We start from the raw sequence: 15,355 nt of genomic DNA on the forward strand, positions 1-15,355 counted from the left end.
GTGACACCATTTGCTGATGTAAGTATGGACGCCATTATTCGTATCTACGCGCCGTGTAAAGCGGAAGAACTCGCGCGTGTGGTAAAACCGGGGGGATGGGTTATTACCGCCACACCGGGACCGCGACATTTGATGGAACTGAAGGGGCTAATCTACGATGAAGTGCATCTTCATGCGCCTCATGCTGAACAATTGGCGGGTTTTACGTTACAACAAAGTGATGAGCTATGTTACCCGATGCGGCTTCGCGGAGATGAAGCTATCGCGTTGTTACAGATGACGCCGTTTGCCTGGCGTGCAAGAGCAGAAGTCTGGCAAATGTTGGCGGCGAAAGAGGTGTTTGACTGCCAGACGGATTTTAATATTCACTTCTGGCAGCGCGTAGATTAACCGTGGTAGTGCGTCCAGAGGATCTGGGCGCCAATACCGATAAGCACCAGCCCGCCGAGAATTTCTGCTTTTTTTCCGAGCATCGGGCCGATAAAACGACCGATCATCATCCCTAACGTTGACATAACCAGTGTTGCGCAGCCAATGGCCAGTGCAGTAGCAATAATGTTGACTTGCAAGAAGGCCAGACCTACGCCAACTGCCATGGCATCAAGACTGGTTGCGATGGCTGTGGTGACCAGCAACCAAAAACCATGACGACTACGTGGCTTTTCATCTTCATCATCTCCGCCACGAAACCCTTCAATAATCATTCGGCCGCCGAGAAATATCAGCAAGACAAACGCAATCCAGTGGTTCCACTCGAGGACAAAGCGACTGGCTAACATGCCCATCCCCCAGCCGACTAACGGCGTCAGCGTTTCGACTGCGCCAAAAATAAGACCGGTTCGCAGGGCTTCAGTAAATTTCGGTTTATGGAGAGTGGCACCTTTACCGATTGATGCGGCAAAGGCATCCATCGACATACCAAAAGCAAGAAGAACAGTAGCAGTGATATTCATGATAAGGTCCTGACCGGGGTATCCATAAAACACACCATCGCCCCCAGCAAACATGCATACACGAACGACAAAAGTGTTCGCGCAAGCATAGCGATTGATGTGCATATGGTCTCGCCTGACTGAAAGTATTCAGTCCGTACGCGCCACGTTTTGCAACGAGTATGTTGACACGTACATTTCCTGAGTCTGGAAATTGGCTACTCCCCAAATGAGGGCGCAACCTTAACATATTTTGAGAATATAAAACAACTGTAGGGATATATATTACCTGTTTATTTGTTGATAACGATTTTCATTTAGATTTATATATCAATGAAACGTTAAAATAAATAACAAATAAGGGAAGGAATAATATAGCCTGAGCTATGTCTGGTTATTTAAAATACACTAAACATAGCTTTTGGCTAAATTCATAACTTATTGAGTAGAAACGAGAAGCTTATAAATTTTTTCCAGATCGTCGATATTTCGTACGCGGATTAATAAACGGCGCTGTTCTAATTGCATGACCAGCACGCCATCTTCCGATAGGTTCATCGCTTTAATCCGGTTATATTCAATCCAGACATTGGCGAAGAAAAAACCTTTTTGTTTGAAGATGATTTTTGGAACACGGATCCAGAAAATATAGAATCCCATTAGCGCCAGTGCACTTAATAACCAGGTGGTTATTTGCGCACCATGATTAGTCACATTGTTATAAATAAGAATGACAATCAGCCCGACAAAGATAACGCTGTCGATACGACCACGCCGTAGTAAAGGAATGGCCAGCAGAGTAGGGCCGTTACGGCGGGGCATGATGAACTGATCGTAAATCGCGAAAGCAAGTAGCGCGGCGATAAAAAGAATCAGTACCAGTTCCGTGATTGTCATTAATCCTCCAGATAAAAAAACGGGGCCAAAAGGCCCCGGTAGTGTACAACAGTCTTACAGTCCCAACAGGCCGCAAGCGTAACCAGCGATACCGATGACGAAGAAGCCAACGATGATCCACAGCGGGTTAACTTTTTTGCGCAACAGCCACATACAGGCAAAGGTCAGCAGCAGTGGTACCAGACCAGGCATCAACTGGTCCAGAATGGTTTGTACAGTGGTGACACGCGTCTGCCCATCCTGACCGGTGATGGTTGAAACCACCAACGGGATGTTGACATGCGTCCACTTATTAACCAATGCCCCCATGACAAACAGGCCGAGAATAGACGCCCCTTCCGTCAGTTTTTGCAGGAAGCCGCCACCCATATCTTTAACGATATCAATACCTTTAGAGTAACCATATGCTACGCCGTAATAACGGGTTGCCAAACGTACCAGGTTAAACAGGATGAAGAACAGCAACGGTCCTAACAGACTGCCGCTCATTGCAATACCGGCACCCAGTGCGGCAAATACCGGACGTACGGTTCCCCAGAAGATCGGGTCGCCCACGCCAGCCAGCGGTCCCATCAGACCGACTTTGATACCGTTGATGGCGCCATCATCGATCTCCGCACCATTAGCACGCTGTTCTTCCAGCGCCAGGGTTACGCCCAGAATTGGTGCAGCCACAAACGGCTGAGTGTTAAAGAACTCCAGGTGACGACGGATTGCTTGTTTACGGGCTTCATTATTCTCCGGGTAGAGACGGCGAATCGCCGGAACCATAGAGAAGCAGAAACCCAGTGCCTGCATACGTTCGAAGTTCCATGAACCCTGAAAGAGGTTAGAACGCAGGAAGACGCCACGAATATCACTTTGAGTGAGTTTTTTCTCGGTGGTAGTTTGAGTTGTATCAACCATTTCGCTCACCTGTTAGTCCAGTTCGTTATCGAGATCGTTGTTACCAGCAGCCTGAGCAGGCGCACCGGCTACGCGGTTATATTTCGGGCTAAGTTGGATGTAGAGCACTGCCATTACAGTACCAATCACACCCAGGGCAACCAGGTTAAAGTTGGTGAATGCTGCAGTCACGAAGCCGAGGTAGAAGAACGGCATCAGATAGCCAGCACGCATCATGTTGATAACCATTGCATAACCAACGACTACGATCATGCCACCGGCGATGTTCAGACCATTGGTCACCACTTCTGGAATTGCGCTCAGCATGTTCTGCACTTCGCTGGTGCCGACAGACAGTGCGACGATAACGGCCGGGATAGCCACACGCATTGCCTGCAGGAACAGAGAAGAAACGTGGATCCACGAGATTGCCGTCAGGTTGCCGTTGTCAGCCGCCTTATCCGCAGCGTGCTGGAAAGCAACGGTGATAGTACGAACGATGATGGTCAACACCTGACCTGCCGCAGCCAGCGGAATCGCCAGCGCGATACCAGCGCCGATGCTCTGATGGCCTGCAATAACCAGAATGGTAGAAATGATGGAGGCCAGAGCGGCGTCAGGCGCAACTGCGGCGCCAATGTTCATCCATCCCAGAGCAATCATTTCCAGGGTACCACCGATAATAATACCGGTTTTCATATCCCCAAGAACGATACCCACCAGGGTACACGCCACGAGCGGACGGTGAAACTGAAATTCATCGAGGATTGATCCCATACCTGCGATACAGGCTACGATAAATACCAGCACAATTTGAAGAGCGGTAATCTCCATTGTACTTCTCCTGTTTACGTAAGACTTAAGTGTGAAAATTGACTGATAATCAACACAATACGTTACTTATCGATTTTGCTGATCAGATCCATCATTTTCAGTTTCGGATCGGTGGAAACTTTACGGACTTCCAGCTCGATACCACGCTCATTAAGTTTCTTGAACGCTTCGATATCTTTTTCATCAACCGAAACCGCGTTATTCACCTGGGTTTTGCCCTGACGGAATGCCATACCACCGACGTTAACAGAGGTGATTTTCACGCCGCCTTCAACGAGACGCTCAACATCAGTCGGGTTGGTAAATAACAGCATTACGCGTTCGCCAGCATATTTCGGGTTGTTGTAGACGCGAATCATTTTGGCAACATCAACCACGTGTGCTGTTACGCCCGGAGGTGCAACCTGGGTGAGCAGTGTCTTACGAACAGTATCCGCAGCCACTTCGTCACTAACAACGATGATACGGGAGACATTGGTTTCTTTGGTCCAGCGGGTGGCCACCTGGCCGTGAATCAGACGGTCGTCGATACGCGCAAGGCCAATAACCATGTAGTCGTTTGGTCCCATGGGTTTTGTCGGCGTTGGCGCCGCTTTTGGTGCCGCGGCAGCGGGTGCTGGCGCCGCTTTTTCAACCGGTTTGGCTTTCAGGGCTTTCACGCCTTCACGGCCTGTTTCGACTGCCAGAGCCACCAGTTCATCAAAGCCTGGATCATCGTCACGGGCCATTAGCGTTTCCACTAACATTGGAATGTTAACGCCTGCGATCACTTCATAATGCTCTTTGTCGACGACGATGCGGCTGGCAGCATTGAACGGACTGCCTCCCCATGTATCAACGAGAAACAGCACGCCTTTAGTGGTGTCGAGTTTTGCCAACTGAGCGTTGTATTTTTCGATCAACGTTTCGGCATTTTCACCTGGAACGAAATCGATCCAGCCGACATTTTCCTGCTCGCCTAACAGCATCTCTGCTGTTTTAAGCAACTGTTCTGCAGCCCAACCATGTGTGCCTATAACAATAGCAATGGTCACTTGCTACCTCCTTTATTATCGTTAACACCTCAACGTGCCAGATGTATTTTTGAATCGTCGTCCACAATCGAATCGATTCAGATAAGGGCTACAACCAAAAACCCCCTGTATTTCGCGATTTATTTTAGATATCGAAAAAAATATTTTATGTGATGAAGATCCGTAATTTAACTTTCGCTTAGCAGAAATTTCGAAAGGTAAAATATCCTCGTCACATTCGTTTGCAAAGGAAGGTAAATCTTTGCAAAATCAGGCGTCTCTCTGTTATGTTTAACTCCCGTTTACAACTATGGAGTATAGGGCAACAGCCCGCAGTATGGATCGTCACCGACGTCATTTCAGTTACAGGCCTTCTGACGCCTGCCTTTCTGGCATTTTATGCCGTACCTTTTGTTTGCATTTAGTCGTTACGCCTGCATTATTTCTGGCGCCGAATAGCTATTCCTTAAGCAGGAGCCTGTCATGGAATTCTTAATGGACCCCTCGATTTGGGCGGGGCTACTCACGCTTGTTGTTCTTGAAATTGTGCTGGGTATCGATAACCTGGTCTTCATCGCTATTCTTGCCGACAAACTGCCGCCAAAACAACGTGATAAAGCGCGTCTGTTGGGATTGTCACTGGCGCTGGTTATGCGTCTGGGGCTGTTATCGCTGATTTCGTGGATGGTTACATTGACCAAACCATTGTTCAGCGTGATGGATTTCACCTTCTCGGGGCGCGACCTGATAATGCTGCTGGGGGGAATATTCTTGCTGTTTAAAGCGACGACCGAGCTTCATGAAAGGCTGGAAAACCGCAATCATGATTCTGGTCACGGCAAAGGCTATGCCAGTTTCTGGGTGGTAGTAACACAAATTGTCATCCTTGATGCCGTTTTCTCGCTGGATGCGGTGATTACCGCGGTCGGAATGGTCAACCATCTGCCGATAATGATGGCTGCGGTAGTGATTGCGATGGCCGTCATGTTGCTGGCGTCTAAACCGTTGACGCGATTCGTTAATCAGCATCCAACGGTGGTGGTGCTCTGTCTGAGCTTCCTGCTAATGATTGGTCTGAGTCTGGTGGCCGAAGGTTTCGGTTTCCACATTCCAAAAGGTTACCTGTATGCCGCAATTGGCTTCTCGATCATCATCGAAGTGTTTAACCAGATTGCGCGCCGCAACTTTATTCGTCACCAGTCGATGCTGCCTCTGCGTGCCCGTACTGCCGACGCCATTCTGCGTTTGATGGGGGGTAAACATCAGTCGAATGTTCAACACGATGCCGATAACCCGATACCGATCCCTGTGCCAGAAGGGGCGTTTGCGGAGGAAGAACGTTATATGATTAACGGTGTGCTGACCCTGGCATCGCGTTCTCTGCGCGGGATTATGACGCCGCGCGGTGAAATCAGTTGGGTAGACGCTAATCTTGGTGCCGATGAAATTCGTGAACAGTTGCTTTCTTCGCCACATAGCCTGTTCCCGGTATGTCGTGGTGAACTGGATGAAATCATCGGTATCGTGCGTGCCAAAGAACTGCTGGTGGCGCTGGAAGATGGTGTTGATGTCGCGGCGATTGCCTCGGCTTCTCCTGCGATTATCGTGCCGGAAACCCTTGACCCGATCAATTTGTTAGGGGTGTTGCGTCGTGCTCGCGGGAGTTTCGTTATTGTCACCAACGAGTTTGGCGTAGTGCAAGGTCTGGTCACGCCGCTGGACGTACTGGAAGCCATTGCCGGGGAGTTCCCGGATGCTGATGAAACGCCGGAAATCATTGCTGACGGCGACGGCTGGCTGGTAAAAGGTGGTACGGATTTACATGCTTTGCAGCAGGCGCTTGATGTTGAGCATTTGACAGATGACGATGATATTGCAACGGTTGCTGGCCTGGTGATTTCCGCGAATGGTCATATTCCTCGTGCTGGCGATGTCATTGATGTCGGTCCATTACATATCACCATTGTGGAAGCTAACGACTATCGTGTTGATTTGGTTCGTATTGTTAAAGAGCAACCGTCGCATGATGACGACGAATAAGCGTTAACGTAACGGCATAATGGGCGTGATATGTCCATTATGCCGGGCGGGCGGCGGTTGGCTGCCCGCCAGCCATTTTGGAAAATCGCGCAGCGGCATTGGTTGCGCATATAAATACCCTTGCAAAATATGCACCCCATGGCGGCGCAAATATTTCGCCTGTTCTTGGGTTTCCACGCCTTCAGCCACCAGCTCAATATTCAGTCTCTGTCCCAGCGCAATGATGATATCGGTTACGGTCGAGTTAACGGCGTCTGAACCAATTGCTGCGGTGAATGATTTGTCAATTTTCAGCACATCCGGGCGTAGTGTTTCCAGCCAGGAAAACGAGCTATTGCCAGTGCCAAAATCATCTATCGCTAATTTGACTTTTTGGCGATGTAACTCACGGGCAATCCGATAATCGACATCCAGGAGCGCATCACGCTCGGTGATTTCGAGGATTAATTGCTGAATCGGATGAGCACTAAACCAGTATTGATTGAGATCTTTTAGCAGCACGCCACGGCGAAAATGGCTGGGTGCGACGTTAATGCCAATGTGAAACTGGCTATTCATGGGGAAAACATGGCGCTGACGAATCGTCTCTGCCATCACATAACGCGTCAACGGCACAATCAGATGATGCTCTTCCGCAATAGGGATAAAAACATCCGGCGAGATCCAGCCCTGACGTGGGTTATTCCAGCGCAGCAAAATCTCTACGCCAATACATTGCTGGCTACGTGCATTGAGTAAAGGCTGACAGAATAGCTCGAACTCATGTTGCGCCAGCCCCATGTTTATTTCGCGGGAGAAACTCATGCGGTAAGCGGTCGCCAGCCAGGCGATATAGCCCACCAGCAAACTTAGCAGGACCGCCAGCGGTAATTGTGTTGGCAGATAGTGCCACGCCAGCGCGGTAGCGCCCGGCCCGTTAACGTTGATAGTAAAAGGAAAGTGCCGTGAAGAAAGCTGATAGTTTTCATCGTTATTACGTGGTGGAAGAGTATCAACCAGACCGTCGGCATAGAGCAGATGGCGATCGGCCACGGTCAGGCTGGCGCTACTAATTTGCGGTAACTGAGGCTCCAGAAGCATCTCCGTCAACAGGTCGATGTTAATCATCTCCATGACCCCATCGCTGTCACTGTCCGGCGCGGGCGTCCACTGGATTAAAACCGGGCTGCCTTTAATCAATACGCTATCGGTCGCCAGACGTAAAAGTGGCTGTGATGCGGGTAAATCAGCCTGAATATCCACAACAGGTACATTGCGATAACCGAAAATATTGGAGCAATAAAGCGTGCCGTTTTGCACCAGACCAATTGAGCGCACCGTTTGTAGCTTCGCCGCTTGCTTGCGTAATGGCAGATGAGCGACTGAACACGGCAGTCCAATCAACGGGAGTAAAACCTTGCTACCTGCCTGTAGAGGCAGCAGTTCCTTATCTAATTCTTCAACGGCATGGTTGGCAAAGAGCACCACCTGTTGCTGATTTAAGTTACGCTGTGAAATAAATCGCACGCTTAATGTCGAGATAAGCGTAAAAAGTGCGCAAATCGTACAAACAATCATTCGATTACGGCGATAGGTTTTAATGATCCGTTGTGCTTTTTGCATGCGGGCCACCCTGTAAGCGTATGGCGGCAAACGCCTGACGCAACAGTGGAAGTGTAGTGGGGAAAATTACAGTAGACGAGAAAGCGGGAGAAATTCGCCCATCCGTTGCAGATGGGCGTAAGAAAAGTATTAGTCACACTGGACTTTAATTGCCAGACCGCCACGAGAGGTTTCACGGTACTTGGCATTCATGTCCTTACCGGTTTCGTACATTGTCTCAATGACTTTATCCAGTGAGACGCGTGGCGCGCTGGTGCGGCGTAAAGCCATACGTGCGGCATTAATCGCTTTCACCGAAGCAATCGCGTTACGCTCAATGCACGGTACCTGAACCTGACCGGCAACGGGATCACAGGTCAGGCCGAGATTGTGCTCCATACCAATTTCTGCTGCCACACAAACTTGCTCTGGACTACCGCCCAGTAGTTCTGCAAGACCAGCCGCCGCCATTGAACAAGCCACACCGACTTCACCCTGACAACCGACTTCCGCCCCGGAAATTGAGGCGTTCATTTTGTACAACGCGCCAATCGCCCCGGCTGCCATAAAGTAGCGGGTATAGATATCAGGGCTTACCGATTCAATAAAGTGGTCGTAATACGCCAGCACAGCCGGAACGATGCCACAGGCGCCGTTTGTTGGTGCAGTAACTACGCGTCCGCCAGCCGCGTTTTCTTCGTTAACCGCCAGCGCAAACATGTTTACCCAGTCGATAATATTCATCGGATCGTTAGAGAGTTTATCACTGGAAACCAACATCCGGCGAAGCGCGGACGCACGACGCGGCACACGCAACGGACCAGGCAGCACGCCTTCAGTATTCATCCCGCGATCGATACATGCTTGCATGGTCTGCCAGACATGGGCGAAATACTCATCAATCTCTTTTTTGCTGTGCAGTGCCAGTTCGTTCTGCATCGCCAGGCCAGAAAGGGAATAGCCGGTTTCGTTGCAGTAAGCCAGCAGTTCGGTGGCTGATTTAAACGGATATGGCACGCTAACTTCGTTTGCGGCATCCTGACCGAAATGTTCTTCATCGACGATAAAACCGCCGCCGATGGAATAATAGGTTTTGCTGTAGATGACTTCATCGCCGTTATACGCGTGGATCTGCATGCCGTTTTCATGCAGCGGCAGGTTGCCATTGTGAAAACGCATCCCGTTATCACGGGGAAAATCAACTTCGTGTCGGCCCTCAGCTAACAGCAGACGTTCGCGTTCTTCAACATCGCGAATAAAACCAGGGATGCTGTCAATATCTACGGTGGCAGGTTCGTTACCTGCAAGACCCATAATAATGGCAATATCGGTATGGTGGCCTTTACCCGTCAGCGACAGTGAGCCATAAACATCCACGGCGACGCGGGTAACGCTATCCAGTAAGCCTTTTTCGACCAGATCATCGACGAACTGTTTACCTGCCTTCATAGGCCCTACAGTATGGGAAGATGAGGGGCCAATCCCCACCTTAAACATGTCGAATAGACTAATCACAATAATACTCCTGACAAGGTGACTGGACTTCCAGTAACAAACGAATAACAGCGCATAGTGTAAGAGGGAATGCGGCGATCGGCTTAACTATTCACATGAATTAAACTAATCAAAAACCGCGATTTAACTAATATTGCGATGATTGTCTCAAGTAGTGTTTTGTCGATGTAAAGATAAGTATAGTCAGGGGTTCACACCGATTTGCAGCGCCAGTTCACGAATTATGCCTGCGGTCATTCCCCATACAAAATACTGTTCGTACCAGGAAAGCCACACCCGATGAGAATCGCCTCGACGATAGATATCCAGTGGGTGGTAGCGTCCCAAATGTAGTGCCTGGGAGAGTGGCATTTCAAACACTGCAGAGACTTCATCTTCGCTGGCGCGGTACGGTAAATTTGGGGGGATGATGCCAACCACTGGTGTTACCTGATAACCCGTTACGCTATCGACAGGCGGTAGCACGCCAATCACGTCAACAACGGAAGGCGGAATGGCGACCTCTTCTTCAGCTTCACGCAGTGCAGCAGCAATGATTGAAGAATCAGTGGCATCAACCGCGCCACCGGGAAATGCCACTTGTCCGGCATGTTTACGCAAATGAACGGAACGCTGAGTGAGCAACAGCCTAGGCTGTGGTCGGCGGACGATGGGAATTAACACGGCAGCCTGACGATGATTTAAGGTTTCACGGTTGATTTGTGGGCGCAAAAGTTGAAAACGCGATAAAAAATCATCAAGCGTCAGGCTACGGTATTCCACGTGTTAGTTCTCCAGTTGGCGTAATATCTTATTAACTTTATCAAAAGTTTCCTGATATTCCGCTTCTTCCAGGCTATCAGCGACTATACCGCCACCCGCGGAACAGTAAATTTTTCCGTTAACTGCGGTCAGAGTGCGGATGGTAATGCTGGTATCCATATTGCCGCAAAAGCTCAAATAGCCAATGCTACCGCACCAGGCGTTGCGTCGCTGGGGTTCCAGCTCATCAATAATTTCCATTGCCCGCACTTTCGGCGCTCCGGTGATTGAGCCCCCCGGGAAAGCCGCGCGCAGCAGATCGCTGGCATGTAATTGCTCTGGTAGCCGTGCTGTAATAGTACTGACCAGATGATGTACGGCAGGGAAAGGCTCCACTACGAACAGTTCTGGTACTTTCACCGAACCTGGCACGGCAACACGGCCAATATCATTACGCATTAAATCGACAATCATCAGGTTTTCAGCGCGATCTTTTGGTGAGTTCGCCAGTTTTTCTGCTTGTTTACTATCTTCCTGAGGGGAGGGGAGACGTGGGAGCGTGCCTTTAATCGGGCGGGTCTGGATCTCGCCACCATCACAAAGAATAAACCGTTCTGGCGAAAGACTTAAAATCGCCCCCTGTTCAAGACGCAGGAAAGCACTAAATGGCGCACGGTTAGCCTGATTGAGTTTTACGAACGCCTGCCATTCATCGCCAGAATAGGTAGCCTGAAAACGCTGGGCGAGATTGACTTGATAACAGTCGCCACTGTGCAGGTATTCCTGAACCTGGCGAAACTTCTCGCCATACTGCTCGCGGGTCATATTGGATTGCCAGGCAGACGTCAGCTGGAACTCTTGCGGTGGCGCGATTTGCTGGTTTTCCAGCCATACCAGACGCGCATTTACGTCACAGTGGCTAAGCAGAGAAACCATCTGTTTTTGATGGTCAACAATTAGCGCCCAGTCATAAATACCCACTGCCATATCCGGCAAGTCGATGTCCTGCTGGGCAATTTTTGGCAGAATTTCAAAACGACGACCCAGATCGTAGCCAAATAAACCCAGCGCACCGCCCTGAAATGGCAAATCGTTATTATACGTGGGCTGGATATGTGCACGGTCCAGCGCTTGCTGAAGTATTCTTAGCGGATCGTCAGTGGTCGTTGTTCGGTTTTCACCTTGCCAAACGACGGTTTCATCACCATGAGTGGTTAAGGTACAAACGGGGTCTGCCACCACAATATCAAAGCGATTATGCGCATGACTGGCATAGCCGGAGTGCAACAGCATCGCCCACGGCAGGTGGCTTAAGCGGGCAAAATAGTATTCAGCGGCGTCCTGACGCCAGGGTAAAGTAATCACAGCGGGAGATAACGTCTTCATCAGTCCTGACTCTACTGGCTATGTGCCGGGTAGCATGAAATAATTAGCGCCAACAATTTAGCAGGAGTTAACAATGTTTGCAGGTTTACCTTCACTCACCCATGAACAGCAGCAAAAAGCCGTTGAGCGTATACAGGAACTCATGGCGCAGGGGATGAGCAGTGGCCAGGCGATTGCGCTGGTAGCGGAAGAACTGCGCGCCAATCATTCTGGCGAACGAATTGTGGCGCGTTTTGAGGATGAGGACGAGTAACGCCTCTTCATGCGTCATCAGTAAAAGAGGGATACGGGTTATACATAATGGTAAAAATGGACGCTTTTTTGAGGTCAATGAAAGCGTCCTGGTCGATTTTTCGTGATCGCGTTTTAACTCACACAAGCGCCTTGAGTTCTTCCTGCATATATGTCGAAAAATATTCAGGATTTTTAATCACAACGCGTTCGCCAGACTCCATCTTTTTTGCCCAGCCAACCATTTTTTCCGTGAATCCTGGATTCCAGTCTTCCTGACTCGCTCGCGTAGTAATATCGCTGGTGGTTGCGGGGACGCCCAGTTCTTTCAAATACTTAAATATTCCCTTCGCTGTGCTTTCATTCATGGAGCTGGGTATTGATGCTGATATATCCATGGCACTAATGAAATCCAGTGCTTTATCAATTACTGCAGGCATATTCTTGTCCTTAAATTAACCATGTGATCGATAAGGCTATATATGACCTTAAATTGCATCCAATATCAAAGGGATTATAACCATATATCATGAGTTATCCTGTTGACATTCAGGCATTTTAAAGGTAGCAGAACATGACGAGTTACGTGCAGATGTGCGGCAAATTAAGTGCGCTTCTCCGGGCTTCTGGCAGATCCCTTTCGGAGCGCGGATGTATCGTAAAGTAAATCAGAACACATTAACTGAGATATTAAGTTGTTGTAGTAATTTACTGTGATTAATATTCTTTTGTATAAATAGAGTGAAAATCATCGAAGTGTACAATTAATTATTTGTCGAAAATAAGACTCCTGAAAGATTTCATATTTTATCAAAAGTAAACTATAGAGGTACTGGTCGATTGTTCAAAATCGACCAGTATTTTCGATAAATTATTGTGTGATTTTGTCTGGGTATAAAATTTTAGGTAATTAAACCGCCGCGATAATCTTAATTTCAACCTTATACTGCGGATTCATCAGACCTGCTTGCACTGTGCAGCGCACCGGCGCATGACCCGCGACAACCCAGGCATCCCACGCTTTATTCATTGCTGCAAAATCATTTTTATCGGCCAGGAAAATCGTGACATCCAGAATGCGCGACTTATTACTGCCTTGTTTTTCCAGCACCGCATCAATTTGCGCCAGCGTATTCGCGGTTTGCTCAAACGCATCGGCGTCAAGGTTTTCCGGTACGCCAGTGTAGTAGAGCGTATTGTTGTGGATCACCACATCAGACCAGCGGGCTTCGGCGTCAATACGAACGATTGTCATCATTTTATCCTCATTATCATCCCATTTATGTGCTGCAAAGACTGCCACAACGTGAGGTCGTCGTCACCACTTCAACTGGCGAAAATCAGTCTGGCCTGACATAATCCCTGTTCAAATCAACAGGGGGTAGTGTGACGGACGATTTTGCACCAGACGGTCAACTGGCGAAAGCGATACCAGGCTTTAAACCGCGTGAGCCACAACGGCAGATGGCGGTTGCCGTCACCCAGGCGATAGAAAAAGGTCAACCGCTGGTCGTTGAAGCGGGAACCGGTACGGGCAAAACCTACGCTTACCTGGCCCCTGCGTTGCGGGCGAAAAAGAAAGTCATTATCTCGACGGGCTCAAAAGCGTTACAGGATCAGCTCTACAGCCGTGATTTGCCGACGGTGGCAAAGGCGCTGAAATACACGGGCAATGTGGCGTTACTGAAAGGGCGATCAAACTATCTCTGCCTCGAACGTCTCGAGCAGCAGGCGCTGGCGGGCGGCGATCTGCCGGTACAAACGTTAAGCGATGTGATCCTCCTGCGTTCCTGGTCTAATCAAACAGTGGATGGTGATATCAGCACCTGCGTCAGCGTGACGGAAGATTCACAGGCGTGGCCGCTGGTAACCAGTACCAACGATAACTGCCTTGGCAGTGATTGCCCGATGTATAAAGATTGCTTTGTGGTTAAAGCGCGCAAAAAAGCGATGGATGCCGATGTGGTGGTGGTGAACCATCATCTGTTTCTGGCGGATATGGTGGTTAAAGAGAGCGGATTTGGCGAGTTGATCCCAGAAGCTGACGTCATGATCTTCGACGAAGCCCACCAGTTGCCGGATATTGCCAGCCAGTACTTTGGTCAGTCGCTCTCCAGCCGACAGTTGCTTGACCTGGCAAAAGATATCACCATCGCCTATCGCACTGAATTAAAAGACACCCAGCAGTTGCAAAAATGTGCCGATCGTCTTGCCCAGAGCGCGCAGGATTTTCGTCTGCAACTCGGCGAACCGGGGTATCGCGGTAATCTGCGTGAACTGTTAGCGAATCCGCAAATTCAGCGGGCATTTTTATTGCTTGATGACACTCTTGAGCTTTGTTACGACGTCGCGAAATTGTCGTTGGGGCGTTCCGCCTTGCTGGATGCGGCATTTGAGCGTGCCACGCTGTATCGCACACGGTTGAAGCGATTAAAAGAGATCAATCAGCCGGGTTACAGCTATTGGTACGAATGTACATCACGTCACTTCACTCTGGCGCTGACACCGCTAAGCGTGGCGGATAAATTCAAAGAATTAATGGAACAAAAGCCTGGTAGCTGGATCTTTACTTCGGCCACGTTGTCGGTGAATGACGATTTGCATCATTTCACCTCGCGGCTTGGTATTGAACACGCCGAGTCGTTGCTGTTGCCAAGCCCGTTTGATTACAGCCGTCAGGCGTTACTGTGTGTGCCGCGTAATCTGCCGCAAACCAATCAACCGGGTTCTGCTCGTCAGTTAGCGGCAATGTTGCGTCCGATCATCGAAGCTAACAATGGTCGCTGCTTTATGCTGTGTACCTCACACGCCATGATGCGCGATCTGGCTGAGCAGTTCCGCGCCACCATGACGCTTCCCGTACTGTTACAAGGAGAAACCAGTAAGGGGCAACTGTTGCAGCAATTCGTCAGTGCGGGTAACGCACTACTGGTCGCGACCAGTAGTTTCTGGGAAGGGGTTGATGTACGCGGCGATACGCTGTCGCTGGTGATTATCGATAAGTTGCCGTTTACCTCGCCGGACGATCCCTTACTAAAAGCGCGAATGGAAGACTGCCGCCTGCGTGGCGGCGACCCGTTCGATGAAGTGCAACTGCCGGATGCGGTGATCACTCTCAAGCAGGGCGTAGGGCGTTTGATTCGTGACGCCGACGATCGCGGTGTGTTGGTGATTTGTGACAATCGGCTGGTGATGCGTCCCTATGGCGCGACTTTTCTCGCCAGTCTGCCACCCGCACCGCGTACCAGGGATATTGCCCGTGCAGTTCGTTTTCTCGCAATACCATCCTCCAGGTAATTT

General features: G+C 49.6%; 16 protein-coding genes. 5 read left to right on the plus strand and 11 right to left on the minus strand.

The features are described from left to right. Positions 1 to 390, plus strand: a 390-nt coding sequence (locus EA14781_RS09700) for a 23S rRNA methyltransferase (RefSeq protein ID WP_042335566.1), incomplete at its 5' end; no start/stop codon positions are given. On the opposite strand, the gene mntP is transcribed toward EA14781_RS09700, so the two are convergent. From mntP to manX, 5 genes are all read right to left on the minus strand, one after another. Then, entirely contained in the window at positions 387 to 953 is a 567-nt protein-coding gene (gene mntP, locus EA14781_RS09705; RefSeq protein ID WP_002462302.1) for a manganese efflux pump MntP, read from the minus strand. The two genes, EA14781_RS09700 and mntP, sit on opposite strands and share 4 nt — an antisense overlap. A gap of 417 nt (positions 954 to 1,370) precedes the next feature. Then, complete coding sequence (locus EA14781_RS09715; RefSeq protein WP_000156308.1) at positions 1,371 to 1,829, minus strand: DUF986 family protein; 459 nt, start codon at positions 1,827 to 1,829, stop codon at positions 1,371 to 1,373. 54 nt (positions 1,830 to 1,883) lie between these two features. Further along, complete coding sequence (manZ, locus tag EA14781_RS09720; RefSeq protein ID WP_001331209.1) at positions 1,884 to 2,735, minus strand: PTS mannose transporter subunit IID; 852 nt, start codon at positions 2,733 to 2,735, stop codon at positions 1,884 to 1,886. A gap of 12 nt (positions 2,736 to 2,747) precedes the next feature. Further along, a complete protein-coding gene (manY, locus tag EA14781_RS09725) occupies positions 2,748 to 3,548 on the minus strand; it encodes a PTS mannose transporter subunit IIC (protein ID WP_000406456.1) in 801 nt (266 codons plus the stop codon). 62 nt (positions 3,549 to 3,610) lie between these two features. Next, complete coding sequence (gene manX, locus EA14781_RS09730) at positions 3,611 to 4,582, minus strand: PTS mannose transporter subunit IIAB (protein WP_000150531.1); 972 nt, start codon at positions 4,580 to 4,582, stop codon at positions 3,611 to 3,613. 316 nt (positions 4,583 to 4,898) lie between these two features. Here manX and EA14781_RS25985 point away from each other — a divergent pair, with 316 nt between their 5' ends. Both EA14781_RS25985 and yoaE read left to right on the plus strand, forming a co-directional pair. Next, positions 4,899 to 5,057, plus strand: coding sequence for a protein YoaL (locus EA14781_RS25985; RefSeq protein WP_269446631.1), 159 nt, complete (start codon positions 4,899 to 4,901; stop codon positions 5,055 to 5,057). Further along, positions 5,045 to 6,601: a CNNM family cation transport protein YoaE gene (gene yoaE, locus EA14781_RS09740; protein WP_000395001.1), complete on the plus strand. Its 1,557-nt coding sequence runs from the start codon at positions 5,045 to 5,047 to the stop codon at positions 6,599 to 6,601. The genes EA14781_RS25985 and yoaE overlap by 13 nt, the downstream gene beginning before the upstream one ends. Positions 6,602 to 6,604: 3 nt before the next feature. Here yoaE and pdeD read toward each other — a convergent pair whose 3' ends face one another. From pdeD to pabB, 4 genes are all read right to left on the minus strand, one after another. Then, a complete protein-coding gene (gene pdeD, locus EA14781_RS09745) occupies positions 6,605 to 8,203 on the minus strand; it encodes a cyclic di-3',5'-guanosine monophosphate phosphodiesterase PdeD (protein ID WP_002462300.1) in 1,599 nt (532 codons plus the stop codon). 129 nt (positions 8,204 to 8,332) lie between these two features. After that, a complete protein-coding gene (sdaA, locus tag EA14781_RS09750) occupies positions 8,333 to 9,697 on the minus strand; it encodes an L-serine ammonia-lyase (protein WP_000624287.1) in 1,365 nt (454 codons plus the stop codon). Positions 9,698 to 9,880: 183 nt separating this feature from the next. Next, positions 9,881 to 10,459, minus strand: coding sequence for a CoA pyrophosphatase (locus tag EA14781_RS09755; protein WP_000456739.1), 579 nt, complete (start codon positions 10,457 to 10,459; stop codon positions 9,881 to 9,883). A 3-nt stretch (positions 10,460 to 10,462) separates the two neighbouring features. After that, complete coding sequence (gene pabB, locus EA14781_RS09760) at positions 10,463 to 11,824, minus strand: aminodeoxychorismate synthase component 1 (RefSeq protein ID WP_000855033.1); 1,362 nt, start codon at positions 11,822 to 11,824, stop codon at positions 10,463 to 10,465. Between the two features lie 73 nt (positions 11,825 to 11,897). On the opposite strand from pabB, the gene EA14781_RS09765 reads away from it, so the two are divergent. Further along, on the plus strand, positions 11,898 to 12,077 hold the full coding sequence (locus EA14781_RS09765) for a YoaH family protein (RefSeq protein WP_000457334.1): 180 nt from the start codon (positions 11,898 to 11,900) through the stop codon (positions 12,075 to 12,077). A gap of 118 nt (positions 12,078 to 12,195) precedes the next feature. Here the strand turns inward: EA14781_RS09765 and EA14781_RS09770 are convergent, their stop codons facing one another. Together EA14781_RS09770 and EA14781_RS09775 are read right to left on the minus strand one after the other, a co-directional pair. Further along, entirely contained in the window at positions 12,196 to 12,495 is a 300-nt protein-coding gene (locus tag EA14781_RS09770) for a DUF1889 family protein (RefSeq protein WP_001112002.1), read from the minus strand. A gap of 470 nt (positions 12,496 to 12,965) precedes the next feature. Next, a complete protein-coding gene (locus tag EA14781_RS09775; protein ID WP_002462294.1) occupies positions 12,966 to 13,310 on the minus strand; it encodes a RidA family protein in 345 nt (114 codons plus the stop codon). A gap of 131 nt (positions 13,311 to 13,441) precedes the next feature. Here EA14781_RS09775 and yoaA point away from each other — a divergent pair, with 131 nt between their 5' ends. Next, on the plus strand, positions 13,442 to 15,352 hold the full coding sequence (gene yoaA, locus EA14781_RS09780) for a DNA repair helicase YoaA (protein WP_000128831.1): 1,911 nt from the start codon (positions 13,442 to 13,444) through the stop codon (positions 15,350 to 15,352). Positions 15,353 to 15,355: the final 3 nt, after the last annotated feature.

This window comes from Escherichia albertii NBRC 107761 = DSM 17582, from assembly GCF_000759775.1.
In the GTDB taxonomy this organism is placed as follows: Bacteria; Pseudomonadota; Gammaproteobacteria; order Enterobacterales; family Enterobacteriaceae; genus Escherichia; species Escherichia albertii.

Coding starts and splice junctions, on each gene's coding strand:
- mntP (WP_002462302.1), bottom strand. CDS start 953: ATGAATATCACTGCTACTGTTCTTCTTGCTTTTGGTATGTCGATGGAT.
- EA14781_RS09715 (WP_000156308.1), bottom strand. CDS start 1,829: ATGACAATCACGGAACTGGTACTGATTCTTTTTATCGCCGCGCTACTT.
- manZ (WP_001331209.1), bottom strand. CDS start 2,735: ATGGTTGATACAACTCAAACTACCACCGAGAAAAAACTCACTCAAAGT.
- manY (WP_000406456.1), bottom strand. CDS start 3,548: ATGGAGATTACCGCTCTTCAAATTGTGCTGGTATTTATCGTAGCCTGT.
- EA14781_RS25985 (WP_269446631.1), top strand. CDS start 4,899: ATGGATCGTCACCGACGTCATTTCAGTTACAGGCCTTCTGACGCCTGC.
- yoaE (WP_000395001.1), top strand. CDS start 5,045: ATGGAATTCTTAATGGACCCCTCGATTTGGGCGGGGCTACTCACGCTT.
- pdeD (WP_002462300.1), bottom strand. CDS start 8,203: ATGCAAAAAGCACAACGGATCATTAAAACCTATCGCCGTAATCGAATG.
- pabB (WP_000855033.1), bottom strand. CDS start 11,824: ATGAAGACGTTATCTCCCGCTGTGATTACTTTACCCTGGCGTCAGGAC.
- EA14781_RS09765 (WP_000457334.1), top strand. CDS start 11,898: ATGTTTGCAGGTTTACCTTCACTCACCCATGAACAGCAGCAAAAAGCC.
- EA14781_RS09770 (WP_001112002.1), bottom strand. CDS start 12,495: ATGCCTGCAGTAATTGATAAAGCACTGGATTTCATTAGTGCCATGGAT.
- EA14781_RS09775 (WP_002462294.1), bottom strand. CDS start 13,310: ATGACAATCGTTCGTATTGACGCCGAAGCCCGCTGGTCTGATGTGGTG.